The 19,989-nt window shown below is 41.4% G+C and carries 14 protein-coding genes and 3 tRNA genes; 14 read left to right on the forward strand and 3 right to left on the reverse strand.

What is annotated here, in order from left to right:
* Nucleotides 1-37 precede the first annotated feature (37 nt).
* The 7 genes from JIG37_RS05605 to JIG37_RS05635 all read left to right on the forward strand — a co-directional run bounded on the left by JIG37_RS05605 (nucleotide 38) and on the right by JIG37_RS05635 (nucleotide 4,074).
* Nucleotides 38-113, forward strand: a tRNA-Lys gene (locus JIG37_RS05605).
* 51 nt (nucleotides 114-164) lie between these two features.
* Nucleotides 165-240 (forward strand) — tRNA-Lys (locus tag JIG37_RS05610).
* A 129-nt stretch (nucleotides 241-369) separates the two neighbouring features.
* Nucleotides 370-1,410 carry a quinolinate synthase NadA gene (gene nadA / locus JIG37_RS05615; RefSeq protein ID WP_054561293.1) on the forward strand — a complete coding sequence of 347 codons (1,041 nt, stop codon included), beginning with the start codon at nucleotides 370-372 and terminating at the stop codon, nucleotides 1,408-1,410.
* A 152-nt stretch (nucleotides 1,411-1,562) separates the two neighbouring features.
* Nucleotides 1,563-1,650, forward strand: a tRNA-Ser gene (locus JIG37_RS05620).
* A 221-nt stretch (nucleotides 1,651-1,871) separates the two neighbouring features.
* Nucleotides 1,872-2,537, forward strand: coding sequence for a hypothetical protein (locus JIG37_RS05625; protein WP_199528909.1), 666 nt, complete (start codon nucleotides 1,872-1,874; stop codon nucleotides 2,535-2,537).
* A 97-nt stretch (nucleotides 2,538-2,634) separates the two neighbouring features.
* Nucleotides 2,635-3,432 carry a hypothetical protein gene (locus JIG37_RS05630; RefSeq protein ID WP_199528910.1) on the forward strand — a complete coding sequence of 266 codons (798 nt, stop codon included), beginning with the start codon at nucleotides 2,635-2,637 and terminating at the stop codon, nucleotides 3,430-3,432.
* Nucleotides 3,433-4,074: a hypothetical protein gene (locus JIG37_RS05635; RefSeq protein WP_199528911.1), complete on the forward strand. Its 642-nt coding sequence runs from the start codon at nucleotides 3,433-3,435 to the stop codon at nucleotides 4,072-4,074.
* Nucleotides 4,075-4,221: 147 nt separating this feature from the next.
* On the opposite strand, the gene JIG37_RS05640 is transcribed toward JIG37_RS05635, so the two are convergent.
* Nucleotides 4,222-4,746, reverse strand: a complete 525-nt coding sequence (locus tag JIG37_RS05640; protein ID WP_199528912.1) for a hypothetical protein — start codon at nucleotides 4,744-4,746, stop codon at nucleotides 4,222-4,224.
* A 229-nt stretch (nucleotides 4,747-4,975) separates the two neighbouring features.
* On the opposite strand from JIG37_RS05640, the gene JIG37_RS05645 reads away from it, so the two are divergent.
* The gene (locus JIG37_RS05645) at nucleotides 4,976-5,860 is read left to right on the forward strand and encodes an AraC family transcriptional regulator (protein WP_199528913.1); all 885 of its coding nucleotides are present in this window, start codon (nucleotides 4,976-4,978) and stop codon (nucleotides 5,858-5,860) included.
* A 27-nt stretch (nucleotides 5,861-5,887) separates the two neighbouring features.
* Here the strand turns inward: JIG37_RS05645 and JIG37_RS05650 are convergent, their stop codons facing one another.
* Together JIG37_RS05650 and JIG37_RS05655 are read right to left on the reverse strand one after the other, a co-directional pair.
* On the reverse strand, nucleotides 5,888-6,286 hold the full coding sequence (locus tag JIG37_RS05650; protein ID WP_199528914.1) for a DUF2750 domain-containing protein: 399 nt from the start codon (nucleotides 6,284-6,286) through the stop codon (nucleotides 5,888-5,890).
* Between the two features lie 85 nt (nucleotides 6,287-6,371).
* Nucleotides 6,372-6,953: a TetR/AcrR family transcriptional regulator gene (locus JIG37_RS05655; RefSeq protein WP_062565206.1), complete on the reverse strand. Its 582-nt coding sequence runs from the start codon at nucleotides 6,951-6,953 to the stop codon at nucleotides 6,372-6,374.
* A gap of 121 nt (nucleotides 6,954-7,074) precedes the next feature.
* Here JIG37_RS05655 and JIG37_RS05660 point away from each other — a divergent pair, with 121 nt between their 5' ends.
* From JIG37_RS05660 to recB, 6 genes are all read left to right on the forward strand, one after another.
* A complete protein-coding gene (locus JIG37_RS05660; RefSeq protein WP_199528915.1) occupies nucleotides 7,075-8,118 on the forward strand; it encodes an alkene reductase in 1,044 nt (347 codons plus the stop codon).
* A 212-nt stretch (nucleotides 8,119-8,330) separates the two neighbouring features.
* On the forward strand, nucleotides 8,331-10,685 hold the full coding sequence (locus tag JIG37_RS05665; protein ID WP_199528916.1) for a TonB-dependent receptor: 2,355 nt from the start codon (nucleotides 8,331-8,333) through the stop codon (nucleotides 10,683-10,685).
* Between the two features lie 57 nt (nucleotides 10,686-10,742).
* A complete protein-coding gene (locus tag JIG37_RS05670; protein ID WP_199528917.1) occupies nucleotides 10,743-11,870 on the forward strand; it encodes a sulfatase-like hydrolase/transferase in 1,128 nt (375 codons plus the stop codon).
* 41 nt (nucleotides 11,871-11,911) lie between these two features.
* Entirely contained in the window at nucleotides 11,912-12,928 is a 1,017-nt protein-coding gene (locus tag JIG37_RS05675; protein ID WP_244664356.1) for an alkaline phosphatase D family protein, read from the forward strand.
* Nucleotides 12,929-13,081: 153 nt separating this feature from the next.
* Complete coding sequence (gene recC, locus JIG37_RS05680; RefSeq protein ID WP_199528919.1) at nucleotides 13,082-16,426, forward strand: exodeoxyribonuclease V subunit gamma; 3,345 nt, start codon at nucleotides 13,082-13,084, stop codon at nucleotides 16,424-16,426.
* The gene (gene recB / locus JIG37_RS05685) at nucleotides 16,413-19,988 is read left to right on the forward strand and encodes an exodeoxyribonuclease V subunit beta (RefSeq protein ID WP_199528920.1); all 3,576 of its coding nucleotides are present in this window, start codon (nucleotides 16,413-16,415) and stop codon (nucleotides 19,986-19,988) included. The genes recC and recB overlap by 14 nt, the downstream gene beginning before the upstream one ends.
* The last annotated feature ends 1 nt before the right edge of the window (nucleotide 19,989 follow it).

Genomic DNA, 19,989 nt, shown 5'->3' on the forward strand with positions numbered 1-19,989 from the left:
TTATATCGGCGGATTTACGCATCAAAATATCCAGAGCGGGTCATTAGCTCAGTTGGTAGAGCAGTGGACTTTTAATCCATTGGTCGATGGTTCAAGTCCATCATGACCCACCATTCTTCGAATGGTCTCATATCGGCGGATTTACGTATCAAAATATCCAGAGCGGGTCATTAGCTCAGTTGGTAGAGCAGTGGACTTTTAATCCATTGGTCGATGGTTCAAGTCCATCATGACCCACCATTCCTGATTTATCTTTTCTTTCTAAGTTATCCTTTATTTATCTTAACAGCTCACAGCAATACTGTTCATTAGCTTAAGATTCTCGTATAATTCGCGCCATGAATGCACTGTGGACTAAGTGGTCGAGAAATGAGTCTAGCTGAACAAATTATGCCTGAAGATTATATCTTCCCTCCAAAGCCAGCTCCGTTATCAAAAGACGAGCAAGCTGAGTATAAGGCACGTATCAAACAATTATTAAAAGACAAGAACGCGGTTCTTGTTGCCCATTATTACACTGATCCTGAAATTCAAGCACTAGCTGAAGAAACAGGCGGTTGTGTTGCTGACTCGCTAGAAATGGCGCGTTTTGGCGCTAAGCACGACGCAGATGTAATTGTGGTAGCCGGTGTTCGCTTTATGGGCGAAACAGCAAAAATCCTAACGCCAAATAAAACAGTTGTTATGCCAACGCTTGCTGCAACCTGTTCATTAGACGTAGGTTGCCCAATTGAAGAATTCTCAGCGTTTTGTGATCAGCACCCTGATCGCAAGGTAGTAGTATATGCAAATACATCAACCGCTGTTAAAGCGCGTGCAGATTGGATTGTGACTTCTTCATGTGCCCTAGAAATCGTTGAGCACCTTGATGAGCAAGGCGAAAAAATCATTTGGGGCCCAGATAAACACTTAGGTTCTTACATTCAAAAGAACACAGGTGCAGACATGATCATGTGGAATGGCGCCTGTATCGTTCATGACGAGTTTAAAACCAAAGCACTTAAGGATATGAAAGCCTTACACCCAGATGCGGCTGTATTGGTTCACCCAGAGTCTCCTGCGGAGATTGTAGCCTTAGCTGATGCGGTTGGCTCAACAAGCCAACTAATCAAAGCAGCGCAAACTATGGACAACAAAAAGTTCATCGTAGCGACTGACCGTGGCATTTTCTACAAAATGCAGCAGTTATGCCCAGAGAAAGAATTCTTTGAAGCACCAACTGCAGGTGAAGGCGCAACATGTAAAAGCTGCGCACATTGCCCGTGGATGGCAATGAATGGCTTAAAAGCGATTGAAGAAGCACTGACAGACCCAGAAGGTAAAGAAGTGTTTGTTGATATGGACTTACGCGAAGGCGCATTAAAGTCGCTTAACCGTATGTTAGATTTTTCAGCAACGCTTCAACGCTAAGAACGAGATATCTATTTACAAAAGGCAAGGTGTTTACCTTGCCTTTTTTGTTTGATTACTAATCACTTAGCAGCACAATTTTAAAAAGCCCTTGCGTCTGTAGGGTTGTTTTCATACTATAACGCCGCTGCTAAACTCTAAGCAGCGCCTTAGGTGACGTGTCCGAGTGGCTGAAGGAGCACGCCTGGAAAGTGTGTATACGGCAACGTATCGAGAGTTCGAATCTCTCCGTCACCGCCATTTCTTTACAAAAATAAGTAAGATTGTTGAAGTTACTCTTTTTGCCATTTCTTTACTTAGCAGCCATTTATAAGTGTATTTTAATTGCACCTCAAATAATCCCGCACATTTTTAAATACTCCTTAGCAAAGTAATCGAATAAATTTCTGTATTTCAAAGATAAAATAAACAGTGTATGTTGTTAATAATAAGAGCAGCAATTGATTTCTTAAGGAATGAACATGGCTCTAACACAGATGCAAATTATTCAGTCTCTGGGCGAAGCAATGAGCTGGCTAGAAAGAGAGCTAAATTGGGGTGTTCCTGTGACAGAGCTCAGGCACTTGACGGGCAGGATAGGGGAGCTTTACGCTGCACTAATCACGAATGGCCGTATGGCAACTGAAGTGAACCAAGCAGGTTATGATGTGGTGTCGAGTCTTGGTGAGCGCATTTCGGTCAAAACTACAGGCAGAATCCACAGCAGCGGGAGTATTAGTTTTAATCCTAATACTCTAGATCGGGTTGATCGTATTATTATTTTAAGGGTTAACACTGATGAAATGCAGATAGAAACCTTGTTAGATTTACCACTTAATGATGCCGAAGCTATGATGCGAGTGACAACATCAGGTAACAAAGTCATTTCAATAGCTAAATTATTTAACCCGCAGCCTGATCGTAGTAAGCTGCTATATATCAAAGAAGTTGAGTGGGAAAACTATAAAATAAAAGAGCTAGAAAATGGCACAATAGAAGTCTATTTGAGTGGTGAAATAGTTTCACCGAGTAAACCATACTTACGTGAAATTGCGAAAAACTTGGGAGTTTCAGTGCTCAATAGTAATGGTAACCCCTATAATACAAGACAATTAGGCTCTATATTAATTAAAGAGTTGATTAATTAGTGACACCCAACGATAAAATAGAAAGTGGGTGTTTTTCTAAAATAATAACTTTACCATAGCTTTAGAGTTTTAAAGGAAAAGACTAAGGAAGCTACTTGTGCTCACAGCCGTTTTAAATAATAAGGCCGGTAGAATTATTATTGGTCAGGGAGATGTCATTTCTTGGCGGGACGTTTTTAAAAATTATGAAGATCTTTTAACCTCAGCATTTTTTGAACGGTTTAGTTATCTGGATCATTGTTCCCAAGTTAAAATATTGGCTAAGTGTTTTGATTTTAATAATATTTTAGAGTCATTAGATTTAGGTGAATTGGAAAGAGTAGAATATTGGCCGAGATTTAACCTTGTTAACGATCAACAAAAGCTTGTTGAACCCGATGTTATTTTAAATTTCAAAAAAGTTAATATATTAATTGAAATTAAATCCCCTTCAGGAGGAAAGCAGTATTATGAGCAGTGGTCTAGAGAATTAAAAGGAATATTGAATAGCTCTTTTAAAAATAAGCCTCTATTTTTCTTGGCACTTGGAGGTGTACCTAAAGCTGGAGTAAATAGACAGCTCAAAGATCTAAAAAATGATTTTACAGTTTTAAAACATACTGCAGCAAAAAATTGGCATGAATTAGTTCCGGTGTTAAAAGAGCTTGCTAGTTCAACCAAATTGCGAGAGAAGCGTATTATTGATGATATGCTTGCTGCTTTAGGGCTTTATAGTGTTTCTATTCAAGACTTTAAATGGGAAGATCTAAGTTTAAGTTCATTTAATTCAATGTTCTTAGATCATAGATGCTTAAGCGAAGTATTAAGTTTTGATAATAAATGGAGATTTAGTGACTTTTTCAATGCAAATTTACATAGTTTGTCTTTAAGTTCAATATCACAAGGAAATCAATAGATGGATAAAAATAAAGCAAATCAAGCGCTTTTATTGCAAGTTCGAACCGGGCATCGTTTATTAGCTGCATTTTACCAGCGCTTATATAGTAATCTAAATAAAATCTCTGCTGAATTAAACTTACACTTTTATGCATGGCGACCAGCTATTTTTGACCGACCTGCGAATTTAACGGTAAATCCTTTCGAAAAGTGGCAGTGGGATTTGTTACCGGCACTGTCTAGTGTTTTTATTTTTAAAACTGACTTTGATAACAATAAAATTGAACCAGAACACTATATTTTGGAGATTAAAGTTGACTTAGACACCGCTGTTGATGGTAAGCCTGATTTGGGAGGGCAACCCGATGCTCTAAAGATAAAGCCATCGGTCGAAGAGTCTAAAAGTATTATAAGTTTTAAAGTCTATTCACCATTTCAAGAAATGGAGGGGAACTGGTATTATGATTTATGGTGTAAATGTTCAGATTTCCCTTTAACTACAAAGCCTCAAGAGTTAGCTGACTTTCCGATAATAACAACTGGTTTTGAAGTTAACATAGATAAATTACTTGAGGATGAAGGGTTAGAAGTACTGATTAGTAGAGTTAAAGAAATAGTACATTCCACATCAGAAGCTTCTAAAGAAAAATTTCAGTCTTAATGAACTCACCTCTTCATTTTTAAAATGGAGCGCTAATTTTTTAGTACTCCATTTTGTATTTCAATTTTTGTTTATTTTTTACTTATTTATATAAAAAATATCGATATGATTTTTTTTGAGAATCTCATCGCCCGCCATTTCTTAAATTTACCCCACCATTGCAAAGTGTTTTTCAAGGTTACATTTAGCGCGCATCGCTATGTGGCTACTGACCTTTCTGGCAAGTTCTATCACTAATAATTCAAGTTGTTCATGGCTATAACCAAGCAGTACACAGCGTTTAAGTTGCTCGCTAACTAAGTTGCTGGCATCGTCTAATGCAAACAAAGCGCCTAAAGAGGCAAGCTCAAAAACTCTGTTGTTTTGCTGTTCTATGCCAAAAGGTAGTTGGCCAAATGTGAGTGCGGTTTTTAGCTGCTGCTCTGTGCGTTTGATAAGCAACGCATTTGAACCTTGAATATTATCAAGGGACTTTAAAATCTCTAGCGACAGCAATGCTTTTGGCACCCCTGAATACACACTAATATGCGGTAAAATATCACACAACTCTTGCATTGAAACGCCATCATTCAATGCGTGCTGACATGCTCGTTTTAACAAGGGCTTGTCATGAACGGTGACCAAAGCAGCGATCGCGACAAACACAAATAAATCCGTGTTGTTATGGTTCATAATTTCTCTTTTGATTTTAGATATTGATTGTATTGAGGTTTTGTAGCATTGGCTGATTGCAAAGAGCATGCAATCGAAAAATTGAAAATACATTATGGTTGATGATGACTGTTTCTGCTTGCCATAAATGATTTAATTTTTGCCTAAAATAACGAACTGTTACCTAAAATGGTCCTAACCTCAAATTACGGTGATACACTTAATTGAGTATTTCTTAGAGGTAATCTAAATGCGTCAGGCATTAATAGAAGCGGTTAAAGCGATAGCGGTTGCAGACGGTAATTTTGAAACAGCAATTCCAGAGTTATTGGTGTTCAGACGAAGCGAAGTTTCATTACCGATGGCCTGCGTGTATGAGTTAGGGCTGGGTATTAGCTTGCAAGGTGCAAAGCGAGTTGTGTTGGGTGAACATAGTTATGATTACACTGACGGCCAATCATTAGTGACCTCAGTCGATGTGCCCGTAGCTTCACAAATAACGCGTGCTAGTAAAGAGCAGCCATTTTACGGCATTTACTTACGTTTAGATGCCCATGAAATCAGCCATATTGTTGCTGAAATGGATTTTGCAGGGCAAGACAAGTTCCCTAAACACCAAGCCATGTCGGTGGTTGATACTGACAATGGCTTGCTTGACGCTTTACTTAGGCTTATTCAACTCGACAAAGAGCCTCAATTAAAAGCTAACCTTGCGCCACTTATTAAAAAAGAAATTATATTGCGCTTGTTAAATAGTCCGCACAGCCCTTATTTAAGGCAAATTGTGATGTCTGGCTCTGCCCATCAAAAAATCGCCAAAACCTTATGTTGGTTAAAAGAAAACTACACCAGTCAATTTTCAATTGATGATTTAGCTCGTGATGCGCACATGAGTCCGTCGACATTCAGGCTACATTTTCGAGATGTGGTAAAGATGAGCCCATTGCAATACGTAAAAAACTTACGGTTGCAGGCGGCAAGGCAATTAATGCTTAATGAGCGAATTGATGTAGGCTCTGCGGCTTTAAAAGTGGGCTACGAGAGTCCATCCCAGTTTAGCCGCGAGTACACACGCTTTTTTGGCAAGCCACCGATAAAAGATATTTCGGCACTGCGGTTACAACAAATCGCATAAAAAAGGGAGCGCTTGGCTCCCTTACATTTAAAATCGTCTTTTTGGCATTCTCAGTTGTGAGTCAAACTCATCGGGGAATAAAATTGTGCCGTCGTCTTGGTCAGTGGGGAATACTGCAATCAGTAAGTCATCTTGCTCAAGGCCCGGCGTCCAGCGACTTAACCAGTCTTTTACAGGGATGGCTTTTGGTGTGCAGTCTTGCCATTCACCGGTTGCCCAGCTTTGGGCAAATTCACGGCTAGGCCAAACAGGCACGCAGTCGTCGTCTTCATTAGAGAGCATGACGCAGCCATGATCATCATTGAGGATCCACACTTGTTTAAACTCTTGAACCGTTTCAAACATATAAGCGAGTCGTTTCTTAGCGCCTAAGGCGAGTACAGCATCAAATTCAGTTTCAACACGTTTAGCAGTTGCATTATTCATGACAGGCTCACTCTTTTAGTTATACACAGCTACACCTTAATCATAAGGTGATAAATTAATATGACAAGTAAAGTTAATAGCTAAATTAATTTACTAATGCAGCAAATAGATCGTCAGCAAGTTGTTGTAGAGATTTAGGGTCTTGATTTGTCAGCGCATAGGTACGAATACCGTATATGCCCATGACTAAAAAGCGCGCCAGTTGTTGCGCTGACTTGCTACTTACAAATTCGTTGTTATCTAGCGCTTTTTGAAGTTGTTCGGCGAGGGCATGCTCATAAGCGTTTAAGTTACCACGCAGCACAGTGCAAATCTGAGGGTCGTTGCCTTCAACCTCAGAGATACTCTTTGTAAGCAAGCACACTTTAGCTACTTCACCTTCAATACACTCATCAACAATCACAGTTAAGTAATGTTTGAGGGTCGATAAAATTGATTGTTGGTCATTAAAAAGGGCAGTAAATTGTTGGTTTCTGTCTTTTTGATATTGCTCGGTGGCGGCTAAAAACAAGCCTTTTTTGTTGCCATAAGCCGCGTAAATAGAGCCCGGGTGAAGGTGAGTCACTTCTTTTAATTTTTGCATACTGGTCTTCGCATAGCCATATTGCATAAAAGCATGCATGGCTTGGCGTAGTACAAATTCAGTATCAAATTCAGCAGTTCTCATTAAGGCTCCTCACGCTTTATAAACGAAGTTTACGTAATCTTGAACGATTATTCAAAATAAACCTTGAAGTATGTTTGTTTCGCCCTTATCTTGAATGTATGTTCAAGATAAGGATAAAACCATGACAACCGATTTACTTTCTCCGTTTAAACTAAATGACAGCATTGAGTTGCAAAACCGTGTACTAATGGCACCCCTTACACGCTGTATGAGCGACGATAACCTAGTACCTACACAAGCAATGGTTGATTATTATGCACGCCGTGCTGATGCGGGCTTAATTATTAGCGAAGCAACGATTATCCGCCCAGATGCCCAAGGTTATCCAAATACGCCGGGTTTATTTACTAGTGAACAAATACAAGGTTGGAAGAAAGTGACCGATGCTGTGCACGCTAAAGGCGGCAAAATGTTTGCTCAGCTTTGGCATGTTGGTCGTGTTGCTCATCCTCACTTTTTTGGTGGTGATGTACTGGCACCATCAGCAATTGGTGTAGAGGGGTCGGTACCGAGAATGCGTGAATTAACTTACGTTACTCCAAAAGCGGCAACCATCGAAGACATTCAAGGTTTAATTGCTGACTACGCAAAAGCGGCCGAAAACGCAATTGAAGCGGGTTTTGACGGGGTTGAAATTCATGGTGCAAATGGTTACTTAATTGATCAATTCTTACACTTTGCTGCCAACCAACGTGAAGATCAATACGGTCAAACACCAGAAAACATGTCGCGTTTTGCCCTTGAAGTTGTTGATGCAGTAGTGGCAGCAATTGGTGCAGATAAAACTGCATTACGTTTATCGCCAGGTGCGTATTTTAATATGACCGAAAGTGACGGTGATAAGGCGGTATTTGATTATCTATTACCAGCCCTTGAAACGCGTAACCTTGCGTACTTACATGTTGGTATTTTTGATGACAGCATGCGCTTTGCAAGCTTAGGTGATAAGTCAGCATCTGAATATATGCGCGGTGCGTACAAAGGTACCTTAGTCGGGGTAGGTAGCTATAGCTTTGAGACAGCTAATCAAGCTATCGATAATAACCAATTTGACTTAATTGCGATTGGTCGCCCATTCATAGCGAACCCAGATTACATAAGTAAAGTTAAAAATGGTGAAGCGTTAACACCATACAGCGACGAAATGCTGGCTGAACTGATTTAAGCAAACCTAATAATATTGTCCAACCAACAAGCGCTCAGTTAATTTAACTGGGCGTTTTTTCTAATACTTTCTTATTTATTAAACAGTTAAGTCTTAAATCTGCCATGAAAATGCATTAATTGTTTAACTGTTGTGTCAAAAATTTTGCCCCTAAATGTAATACACGCTCTGCATACTGTGCCCGCTTTTAAATACGTAACCTTGGGAAAACAATGAGCACAGTAGCAAAAAAAACCAAGCTAAGCCTTGTGATCGCAACGCTTTTAGCAACATCGGCACATGCAAACACGACTAACGAAATTGAAGAAATTACCGTTGTTGCAAAGCCAACCAGTTATGCAAATAACGTTATTGAACCTGCCATGCTTGAGCAACAAAGCTCAGTATCAAGTGTGTTAGCCGTGATTGATAACCTACCGGGTATTAGCATCAACGAAGGTGATGCATTCGGTGGAGACGACTGGTCAACCACCATTACTATGCGTGGCTTTAGTATCGATGGTAATCAACAGCAATTAGGTATGACGATTGATGGTATTCCTAATGGCGGTTCTAACTATGGTGGCGGTGCAAAAGCAAACCGTTACTTAGACAGCGAAAACTTAGCAACAGTTGAAGTAGGGCAAGGTACGTCTGATATTGCCTCTGCATCACTCGAAGCATTAGGTGGTACTTTTAATTTTGTGAGTGCACAACCGAGCACTGAGCAAAGCACTACGTTTGCTTACACAACGGGCGATCATAACGCTAGCCGTTACTTTGTTAAGCACGAAACTGGAACTGTGTTTGATAACACGCAAGCCTATATCAGCTATTCGCAAACAGACACTAGCCGCTGGATTGGTGATGGCAGCAATGGTGGTAAAGACAATCAGCACATCGAAGCGAAGTTCGTATCAGACTTTAGTGACTTAACTGTAACAGGTCGTGTTTCGTATGATGATGTTCACGAAATTAACTATAACAGCATTAGCATTAGCGAGTTTGAACAAAACCCTGATTGGGATCGTTTAACTTGGAATTGGACTGGCGTGCCGCATTTTGATCAAATGTTTGCTGAGGGCTGGGGTACACTGCGTGAAAATACTCTTGCGTATGTAAAGTTTGATTACGCATTAGGTGCCACTTCAAACTTAAGCTTGTCACCTTACTATCATAAAAACTCAGGTCGTGGCGATTGGATCCCGCCTTATTTAACGTCACCGGTTGATGATGGAAATCCAACAACGATTGGCGGCGAAAATGCTGGCAATTATGGCTTTACAGATAGTGAGGGTAACCCACTGGCACCTGCTGCAGGTTGTACGGCAAGTTTAGAGTGGCCATGGTCTTCAGGCCCTGGCTTAAACCCAGCCTGTTACCCAGATGATGCGATTCCGGTTATGTCGTATCGTCATACTCACTATAAAAAAGACCGCTTAGGTATGACCGGTGAATACCAAGTAACCCTTGGCAACCATGACATTGAAGCCGGTTTTTGGTTTGAACAAACAGACCGTGATGAGTCACGTGACTGGCATAAAGTTATTGATGCCCGTATTTATCATCACTTTGACCATACGCCGTATTGGACACAGTACAAAAACACCTTCGAAACAGATACATTCAAATGGTACGTACAAGATTCAATCAGTTTAGGCGACTTCACACTTAATTTAGGTGCTAAACAGTACCTTGTTGAGCTTCAGCGTTATAATCATTTTGAAGATGAATACTCAGATAAAATCGACAGTGATTCAGACGTACTATTCAGCGGTGGTGTGCTGTATCAGCTATCTGCAAGCACAGAGCTATTCACCAGCTACAGCGAAAACTTTGCGGCAATTAAAGATGGTGTACTTGAACGTGATTCATCAACACTGACCGAAATTGAACCTGAATCAGCTGAAAACATCGACCTAGGTGTGCGTTACAGCGATGACCGCTTAAGCTTAACAGCAACCGCTTACAGCATTGAATTTGATAACCGCATTACCTTTATTGCTCCGGGCAGTGATACCGATGGTATTGACTACACCATTGGCACGAACGGTTCTTACATCAACGTAGGTGGTATTGAGTCAACAGGTGTTGAGCTTTCAGCAAGCTATATGCTGACTGACAAATGGAATCTTTACACATCGTATACCTACAATAACTCTGAGTATCAATCGAACGATCCAAGTGCTTACAACAGCGATGGTGAGCTACTTGAAGATGCAACAGCCAGCTTTAAAGCGGGTGATGAAGTGATTGACTCAGCACAAGATTTATTTGTGGTATCGGCAGATTACTACAGTGGTGATTTTCGCTTTGGTTTATCAGCTAAATACACAGGTGAGCGTTTAGGTGCATGGACTGATGAGCAAACCCGTTCGCGTAACGAGGTTGATGGTTACACCTTGGTTGATTTAAACATTGGTTATAATACCAGCCTTGATTCAGGTGTGTTTAAATCAATCGACCTTGCATTTGTGGTGAATAACCTGTTTGATAAATCATATCTCGCAGGTGGCACAGGTAATGGCTCTACCTACTTTATTGGTGCACCACGTACCGCAGCTTTAACACTTACAGCGCAGTTTTAAGTAATAAGCTAACGTTTTAAATAGCCCATCGTTGATGGGCTTTTTTGCAGGTGAAATATGAAAAAATTAATTTTAGCCACGGCGGTTGTAGCGGCATCACTATTAAGCTTAAACAGTAAAGCTGCCGACAATGTTGTGCTCGTTACCCTTGACGGCCTTCGCTGGCAAGAAGTGTTCTCTGGTGCAGATAAAAACCTAATCAATAACACTGATTTTGTTGCAGATACAGATGAACTAAAGGCGCTTTTTTGGCGAGATGATCAAGCACAGCGAACTCAAGCGTTAATGCCATTTTTTAGTGAAACATTGGCAAAGCAAGGCGTTTTGATTGGCGATAGAACTCAAGGCTCATTGATGTCGGTAAGCAACCCGTGGTATTTCTCATACCCAGGTTACAGTGAAATTTTAACCGGTATGGTAGATGAAAATATCGATAGTAACGATAAAGTGCCTAACCCCAATAAAACCATTTTAGAGAGTTTAAATACTCAGCCAGAATTTAAAGGTAAAACCGCGCTTTTTGGTAGCTGGGATGTGTTTCCCTATATTGTAAATCGTGAGCGTAGTGGGGTTTATGTTAATGCTGGCTTTGAAGCTTTTGATGCTGTGAAGTCAAACGAAGTGACTCTGCTTAACCAAATGCAAAGCGAGATCCCCAGTCCTTGGCACAATGTGCGCCTCGACAGCTTTACCTACCGATTTGCCAAACAATATTTATTAAATAAACAGCCGCGTTTGCTTGTTATTAGCTTGGGTGAAACCGATGACTTTGCTCATAACGGTAAATACGATGCCTATTTAAAATCGGCTAAACAAAGTGATGCGTTTATTCGTGACCTTTGGCAAACAATTCAACAAACACCGGGCTATAAAGACAATACCACATTGATCATTACCACCGATCATGGCCGTGGCAGTCATGCAGATGATTGGCAGCATCATAGTTCGAAGCGTGCTTTGGCACGTTCAGAGCAAGGTAAGCAACGTTTTCCAAACGGTATTGTTGGCTCTGAGCATATTTGGTTAGCGGCCATTGGCCCAGATATAAAAACAAAGGGCTTAATAAAGCCCAAAAATGAGCTTAAACAAGCGCAAGTGGCTGCAACTGTGTTGAGCGTTTTAGGTATCAACAGTCAGCAAGTTAACCCGAAGATGGCAGCGCCGATTAAGGAGATTTTAAAATGAGTTTAACTTTTAGTTTTTTTAGAAGCGCCTTTTCTGGATTAATGCTGGTTAGTTGTGCGAGTGCGATTGCCGCGCCAAGTAAAATTTTGTTTGGCTCATGTGGTCATCAAGACAAAGCTATTCCAATTTTTGATGCCATCAACAAAGAGCAAGCGGATTTATTTATGTTCCTTGGCGATAACATTTATGGAGATACCGAAGATATGTCGGTACTTGCCGATAAATATCAACGTTTAGGGCAAAAGCCGGGCTTTAAAACATTACGTGCGAATACGCCGATAATAGCCATGTGGGATGACCATGATTATGGCGAAAATGATGCTGGCAGCGAATACCCCAAAAAACAGCAATCACGAAAAATCATGCTCGACTTTTGGCAAGAGCCTGCGGATTCTGATCGCAGAACTCGTGAAGATGGTATTTACACTTCGTACACGTACGGTGAAGGTGAGCAAACAGTAAAAGTCATCATGCCTGATCTTCGTTTTAATCGCGCACCGTTGAATCACGTATCGGCGATGACTTATCAACTTGAGCGAAAACCTGCAAAACAAGGGCCTTATAGCCCAACAACTGATAAAAACGCCTCTATGCTTGGCGAAAGCCAATGGCAATGGCTTGAACAAGAGCTTAAGTCAGATGAAAAGATAAAAATCATTGCCTCAAGCTTACAGTTATTGGCTGATTTTACAGGCTGGGAGTCATGGGCTAATTATCCGGCTGATCGTGAGCGTTTATTTGCGCTTATTAAAAAGCATAAAGTAAATGGTGTGATTATTGTCAGTGGCGATACTCACTGGGGGGAGCTGTCTAAATATCAACAAAACCTAGATTACCCTTTATATGAAATGACCAGCTCTGGGCTTACAGAGAAGTGGAAAGATGTTAGCCCTAATAAACACCGTGTTGGTGATTACACTCATGAGGTGAACTACGGCGACTTAACAATCGATTGGCAAAAAGCAGACCCTACCATTCGTATTGCGCTTAAAGGTATCAAGGGTGATGAGATAATGCACACCGAGTTCGCGTTATCGACGATAAGCCCATACCAGTAAACATTGCCTGCTGCGCATATCCTAAACACATGCCCGCAGCACATGCCTGCAAACATGGAATAAGCCTTGTTTGCGGGTATTTCTCTCTATCCCATCTAATTAAAATATCTTACACTGTGTCAATTAGTTAGTTTCAAGCAAGGACAGTGTAAAGTGCTGAATATAATTCAATCAAATCGCATGGAAGCACTGCAAGCGCGGTTTCACGCTCTTCTTAAAGTTAATCCGCTAACGAGCCCTTTTAAAAAAGAAATTGTGCTCGTGCAGTCACCGGGTATGTCGCAGTGGCTAAAAATCGGTTTAAGTGAACACTTAGGGATTGCCGCTCAGGTTGATTTTCCGCTGCCTTCGAGTTTTATATGGCAGCTTTACCAACAATTATTGCCTGATGTACCCAGTGAATCACCGTATAACAAAGCGAACCTTGCTTGGAAGCTGTTTGCGATTTTACCAAACTGCATTGATGAGCCGCTGTACTTACCACTTAAAACCTATTTGGATGGTGACAGTGAAGGGCAAAAAACCTTTGCCTTGTGCGAGAAAATTGCCGACGTTTATGACCAATACTTAATGTATCGCCCTAATTGGATTGCCACTTGGGAGCAGGGCATTGATGAACTTGATGATGTTGATGTGGGCATTGCACCATGGCAGCCAGATCTCTGGCGCAAGCTGGTGGCACACAGTAAAGAGCTTGGGCAAAGCCAATATCACCGCGCCAATATGCAAGACAAGCTGCTTGCAGCCCTTGAAAAAATGGACGCAAACCTATTACCTGAGCGTATTAGCTTATTTGGTATTTCTGCAATTGCGAGTAGCCAGCTTGAAGTATTTCAGGCCATTGCGAAAAAAACGCAGGTGTTTTTGTTTTTCTTTAACCCAAGTGAACATTACTGGGGCGACACACTCGATGAAAAAACAGCAGCCAAGATTGCTGCTAAATATGCCAAACGCCCGCAGTTACAAGCGCTTGAAGACAGCGCGAAAAACCCTGATCACGAGTACTTTTTTATTGGTAACCCATTACTCTCGTCGTGGGGTAAATTAGGCCGAGACTATTTTGAGCAGTTACTGCAACTAGATGCGCAGTGGCTTGATGGATTCGATAACGAGTTTGATCAAAGCTTGTTATCGCAAATACAGTCTGAAATTTACCAATTAGCTTTTAAGGGTGAGTCATTAACGCCTGATAAAGAATGGTTTATTAATGACGAAGGCAAATTGCCGATTCAGGCTGATGACACCAGTATTGTGCTGAGCGATTGTCACACGCCACTTCGTGAAGTCGAACGACTACACGATTACTTGCTTAATTTATTCAATGAAAATAAAGCACTAACACCGAAAGATATTATTGTAATGATGCCGGATGTTGGCACATATAGCCCGTATATTGAGGCAGTGTTTGGTGGTGCAGAAGGGCGACGCTTCATCCCTTATGCGTTAGCCGATTTAGCCATAGAGCAAGAAAAACCAGTACTTAGCTCGTTTGCCAGTTTAGCTGATTTACCATACTCACGCTTTGGTGTATCTGACATTCTTGATTTACTGCAAGTCACGCAAATTGCCGAAAAATTTAACCTCGAAGCTCATGAGTATGAGCAAATTGGTTTTTGGCTTGAACGCGTTGGCGTTAAATGGGGCTTAGATGCCGCTCACAAAGACAGTTTTGGCTTACCCGCGATAGATTTAAATACCTGGCAACATGGCCTAAACCGCTTGTTATTAGGTGTTGCACAACGTGATGAGCAATTGCCGTTTTCGGGGATTTACAGTGCCGATGAAGTTGAAGGTATGGCACTGAATACCTTAAATAAACTTATTGAATTTATTGATGTACTGGCCCGTTATAAAACTAAGTTGCAAGCTGATGCACCGCTTAACGAAAAGGCAGATATTCTAAAAGAGTTATTAAACGATATATATAGCGATGAAGGCGAACAAAGCTGGGATTTATTAGTGCTGCAAAAAGTGCTCGATACACTGATTAAGCATTATGACAATGGCGATTACCAACAAGCTGTTTCGCAGCGCATTGTTAGTTACCTTGTAAAACAAGGTATTCAAGAAAAAGGCGTAGGACAGCGCTTTTTAGTGGGGCAAGTTAACTTTTGTACGCTGATGCCAATGCGTGCAGTGCCATTTAAAGTGGTGTGCATGCTAGGTTTAAATGATGCAGATTACCCGCGTACCGTTCAGCCAATCGGTTTTGACTTAGTGCCTTTCTCAAAACGCCAAAAAGGCGACCGCTCTCGCAAACTTGATGACCGTTACCTGTTTTTAGAAGCGATTTTAAGTGCCCGTGAGAATTTATACATCAGTTATATTGGCCGTTCTTGTTTTGATAATCAACCAAGAATGCCCTCAACTTTAGTGAGCGAGCTTTTGGAATACATAGCCCGTAGCTTTGAGTTTGCTGAACAAGACACTCACTTAAAGCTACCAGAGGCGCTGATTAATTATCAGCACTTACAGCCATTTAACTCGGCTTATTATCTGACCACTAACAAAGAAGGTAATAAAAGCCAAACTGATGACGAGCAAAAAGCAAACAAACCTTTAGCCACACAATTACACAGCTATAACCCTGTGTGGATGCCAACTCAAGCTGTTAACCCTGAGCCACAGCAAGCTCTTAGTGTTCAGCCAGAAAGTAGTGTTGAGTTAACTCAGTTTATTCGCAGTATTTGCCAGCCGCACGAGAGCTTTTATCAACAAAGTTTGGGTTTACGCTTACCGCAATTTAACGATATCGCTAAAGATGAAGAGCCATTTAGTTTAGATGCATTACGCCGCTACTTTTACCTCGATGAAATTCTCGAAGCGAGCATTCAAGAGCTACCGCTTAATAAAGCGCAAATTATGCAGCGCGGTGAATTACCCCAAGCCCATGTTGGCGACCTTGTGTTTGAAAGTATGCAGCACCGAGTTGATGCGCTTGCTGGGCAAGTGAAAGCGCATATTCAAGGTGATGAAGCATTACCCGTTGAAGTAAATATTAAAATTGCCAATACCACACTAGAAGGTTGGTTAAATCATATTTATGGTCAAAAACAGGTGTTTTATCGCACCGCCAGTATTAAAGCAAAAGATGTAATTCGTGGCTTTGTGCATCATTTAGCGGCGCAAATAATGGGTCAGCCTGTTGAAACCCTTATTCTTGGTTTAGACAAGCAAATTAGTTTTTCACCTTTGTCAGAAGACGATGCCCGTAGCTATTTAAATGATTGGTTTTCGCTTTATGAAACGCTTTTAACTCGTCCTGTGGCGTTTTTTCCGGTCAGTGGTTACGAGTACATAAAAACAGATAAAGACATGGTTAAAGCAAACAATAAATTCGCGCCGCAATACATAGGCATAGGTGAAGGTGAAAACCCATACATTCGCTTAACCATAAAAAACCTTAAAGACTGTGAAGAAGAGTTTATAAAATGGAGCGAGCTGCTGTTATCGCCAATTGTTGAATTAGCACAGGAGGCAGATCATGCAAACGCTTAATCCAATGAGTATGGCGCTGTGTGGGCAAAGCCTTATTGAAGCAAGTGCCGGTACAGGTAAAACCTACACCATTACAGGTTTGTATTTACGGTATTTGTTGGGCTTACAAAAAGCGACTGGTGAAGATGAACAATTAAATACGCCTCTAAGTGTTGAGCAAATACTGGTGGTGACCTTCACTGAAGCCGCAACTCAAGAAATTAAAGACCGTGTACGGGCGCGTATAATCAATGCCAGAGATGCACTGCTTGGTAAAAAGCCCGATGATGAGCTGATTGAGCAAGTAATTAACGAGGTGACTGACAAACACGTCGCATTTGATTTGCTAGACGCCGCGGCAAAGTCGATGGATGAAGCCGCTATATTCACTATTCATGGCTTTTGTCAGCGAATGCTTAAACAACATGCTTTTGAATCAGGGGTGGCGTTTAACTTAGAGTTTATTTTAGATGAGCGTGAGCTTATTCAAGAAACCCTTAATGACTTTTGGCGTGCCTTTGTTTACCCACAATCAAAAGAGCGCACGCAAGCAATTACCGATATTTTCCCCGTGCCGGCTTCACTGTATTCACAGGTGGTGAGTTTACTCAATAAACAAGGGGCAACAATCACCCCTGAGTATAACCTTGACGAAATATGGCAAGCGCGCGACAACTTTGTGGCAAAAGTACCAGCATTTAAAACGGCATGCCGTGAGAGTGAATTTATTAATGCTGTAAAAGCATCTGATTTAAGTGGTTCAAAAACTCCAGGTCGAAAAAACAGCCTTGCTGCGCTTGAAGAGTATATAAACAATGATGAGCTATTTTTTGTATTTGGTACCAGTAAATACTCGTTCGAAGTGTGGAGCACAGAGAATTTAAGCGACCCTGCGAATTATAAGAAAAACGGCAGCTTGCTGAGTCATGAAATGCTGGCTCAGTTTGATGAAATGGCTGAACTGAGTAGCCTTATCAATAACGGATTGAATATTGCGATAGTGCAATATGCTGCTAAATGGGTGGCAAGTGCATTAGCTAAACGCAAGCAAGAGCAAGGCGTTATTACTCCAGATGACTTACTCAGTAATTTGCATCAAGCGCTTTTAAGTGAGCAAGGCCAAGCATTAAGTGAAAAAATTGCCGCCTTGTTTCCGGTTGCCATGATTGACGAATTCCAAGATACCGACCCAGTTCAATATGGTATTTTTAGCCGCATTTATGGCATTAAAAACACCACGCTTGCCATGATAGGTGATCCAAAACAGGCTATTTATGGCTTCCGTGGTGCTGATATTTTTACTTATATTGGCGCAAAACAAGCCGTTTCAGAGGGCAAGCAATACACCCTAGATACCAACTACCGCTCAAGTGAAGGGGTTGTTGATAGTGTAAACCGCTTATTTGCTAAAAATGCTAATAGCTTTATTTACAACGATGCGATCCCATTTCAAAAGGTTAATGCGAAGGGAAAACAGCAAGACAAAGCGTTTTTAATAAACGGTGAAATGCCCAGTTCGTTTGAATTTTCGGTTTTTGTTGATGAGTACGCCGAAGCCCACAACAAGCCAACCAGCAAAGGGGTGGCTCAACAGGCACTGGCTTTGCAGTATACGAAAAAAATTACTGAGCTACTCAAGCAAGCTAATGCAGGCGCTGCAACCATTGCAGGAAAGCCTCTCACGGCTGCTGATATCTGTGTGTTAGTGCGTGACCGAAACGAAGCACAGTTGATGAAAACAGCACTAGCAGAAGCCGCCATTGCCAGCGTGTATTTGTCCCGTGACAGTGTGTTTAACCAAGAGCTTAGTCATCATTTACTGAACTTTTTAACGGCATTGCATGGTCAGTATGATGAATCATTACTGCGTGGTGTGCTAGCCGGGCCATTGTTTTGTTTAAGCTACAACCGTATTTATGAGCTTCACGAAAATGAAAGTGCATGGCAAGAGCATTTAAACTTTTTTGCTCAGCTTGCTCACATTTGGCATAAACAAGGCGCTATGGCGATGCTCGAGCGTTTATTAAGCCATAATCAGCTCGCAGCACGTTGGCAAGGTTTAGGTTACAACGTTGAGCGCTGGCTCACCGATTTCCGTCATTTAGGGGAAATCTTACAGCAAAAGCAAATTGAGCTTGAGGGCACCCACAGATTGCTGCGTTGGTTTGCGCAAAAAGTTAGTCAACAAGATGGTGAAGCGGTGCAAGTACGCCTAGAAAGCGATGCTAATTTGGTGAAAATTGTCACCATGCACGCCTCAAAAGGCTTAGAGTACCCGATTGTATTCATGCCGTTTGCCTGTGGTTATCGTGAAAGCAAAGAAGCCCTTTACCATAAAGACGGTAAGCTGATTTTTGACCTTGCTAAAAGTGACGACGCAATGCAAAAAGCAGAGCAAGAGCGCTTGGCTGAAGATTTACGCTTACTCTATGTGGCATTGACTCGTGCCGTGCATTTTTGTTCTGTGGGTATGTATAACATTTCGCAAGGTCGTAGTGCTCGCCCTGGAATTCAAAGTACCAGCATTGGTCACGTATTATTTGCAGGGTTAGAGATTAAATCGGGCGATGAATGGCGCGCATTGTTACAACAATTTTGTGAAGGCTCTGCGCACATGCACTATGAGGCGTTTAGCGAAGCTGGTGAGCTTGAAAAGTTAACTTTTGCTGGTGCTGACAGTGAGCAAGCCTATCAAGTTAATACTGTTAAAGCAGACATTCAGCGTGATTGGCGCTCAACCAGCTTTAGTAGCTTAACGCTGAAAAAGCATACTGATCATATTGAACTTGGCCGCAGTGATGAAGACCACGAAAAAGATGAGTTTTTAGCCCAAAATGCCAATGCTTTAACACCTTACAGCTTCCCTAAAGGGGCAAAGCCGGGTAGTTGTTTGCATGAAATATTTGAGCAATTAGACTTTACCGACCCTTATGCGTTAACGCGCCCAGCCAGCGAGCAAGATGACCACGCCCTTGATAAAGTGATCAAAACGTTATTCGAAAAATACCATATTGACGATAGCTGGCAGGAAATGACCGAGCAGTGGATCCTTGCTGCACTGAATTGCCCACTAAACGATAAAGGGCTTAGTTTATCAGTACTTGAGCCCGATACCTGTTTGGTCGAAATGGAATTTAACTTACCGCTGTTATCACTCTCAAGTGATAAGCTTAACCAAGTGTTGGTAAAGCACTTTAATTTACCAGGGCAGCTTGATTTTAGTGAGGTGCAAGGCTTACTAAAAGGCTTTATAGATTTAATATTTTGCTGGCAGGGTAAGTATTATATTCTTGATTATAAATCGAACTTTTTAGGTAATAATGCGGCTGATTACCAACATGAGCAACTAGAGCAAGCCATGACCAGTCATCAGTATCATTTGCAGTATTTAATTTATACCGTGGCACTGCACCGTTTATTAAAACAACGTATTCAAGATTACGATAGCGATACGCATTTAGGGGGTGTTTACTACACCTTCTTACGTGGTATGAGCGAAGGACAAGGGGTGTATTTTAATCAGTTAACAAAACAGCAGATAACTGAGCTGGATAGCTTATTCGCACAAGGAGCCATGCTATGAG

The organism is Pseudoalteromonas sp. bablab_jr010, assembly GCF_016464105.1.
Taxonomy (GTDB): Bacteria; Pseudomonadota; Gammaproteobacteria; order Enterobacterales; family Alteromonadaceae; genus Pseudoalteromonas; species Pseudoalteromonas simplex.

What these genes read in the sequence shown, in the direction of transcription:
- nadA (WP_054561293.1), top strand. Translation starts at nt 370, where the DNA reads ATGAGTCTAGCTGAACAAATTATGCCTGAAGATTATATCTTCCCTCCA.
- JIG37_RS05625 (WP_199528909.1), top strand. Translation starts at nt 1,872, where the DNA reads ATGGCTCTAACACAGATGCAAATTATTCAGTCTCTGGGCGAAGCAATG.
- JIG37_RS05635 (WP_199528911.1), top strand. Translation starts at nt 3,433, where the DNA reads ATGGATAAAAATAAAGCAAATCAAGCGCTTTTATTGCAAGTTCGAACC.
- JIG37_RS05640 (WP_199528912.1), bottom strand. Translation starts at nt 4,746, where the DNA reads ATGAACCATAACAACACGGATTTATTTGTGTTTGTCGCGATCGCTGCT.
- JIG37_RS05645 (WP_199528913.1), top strand. Translation starts at nt 4,976, where the DNA reads ATGCGTCAGGCATTAATAGAAGCGGTTAAAGCGATAGCGGTTGCAGAC.
- JIG37_RS05650 (WP_199528914.1), bottom strand. Translation starts at nt 6,286, where the DNA reads ATGAATAATGCAACTGCTAAACGTGTTGAAACTGAATTTGATGCTGTA.
- JIG37_RS05655 (WP_062565206.1), bottom strand. Translation starts at nt 6,953, where the DNA reads ATGAGAACTGCTGAATTTGATACTGAATTTGTACTACGCCAAGCCATG.
- JIG37_RS05660 (WP_199528915.1), top strand. Translation starts at nt 7,075, where the DNA reads ATGACAACCGATTTACTTTCTCCGTTTAAACTAAATGACAGCATTGAG.
- JIG37_RS05665 (WP_199528916.1), top strand. Translation starts at nt 8,331, where the DNA reads ATGAGCACAGTAGCAAAAAAAACCAAGCTAAGCCTTGTGATCGCAACG.
- JIG37_RS05670 (WP_199528917.1), top strand. Translation starts at nt 10,743, where the DNA reads ATGAAAAAATTAATTTTAGCCACGGCGGTTGTAGCGGCATCACTATTA.
- JIG37_RS05675 (WP_244664356.1), top strand. Translation starts at nt 11,912, where the DNA reads ATGCTGGTTAGTTGTGCGAGTGCGATTGCCGCGCCAAGTAAAATTTTG.
- recB (WP_199528920.1), top strand. Translation starts at nt 16,413, where the DNA reads ATGCAAACGCTTAATCCAATGAGTATGGCGCTGTGTGGGCAAAGCCTT.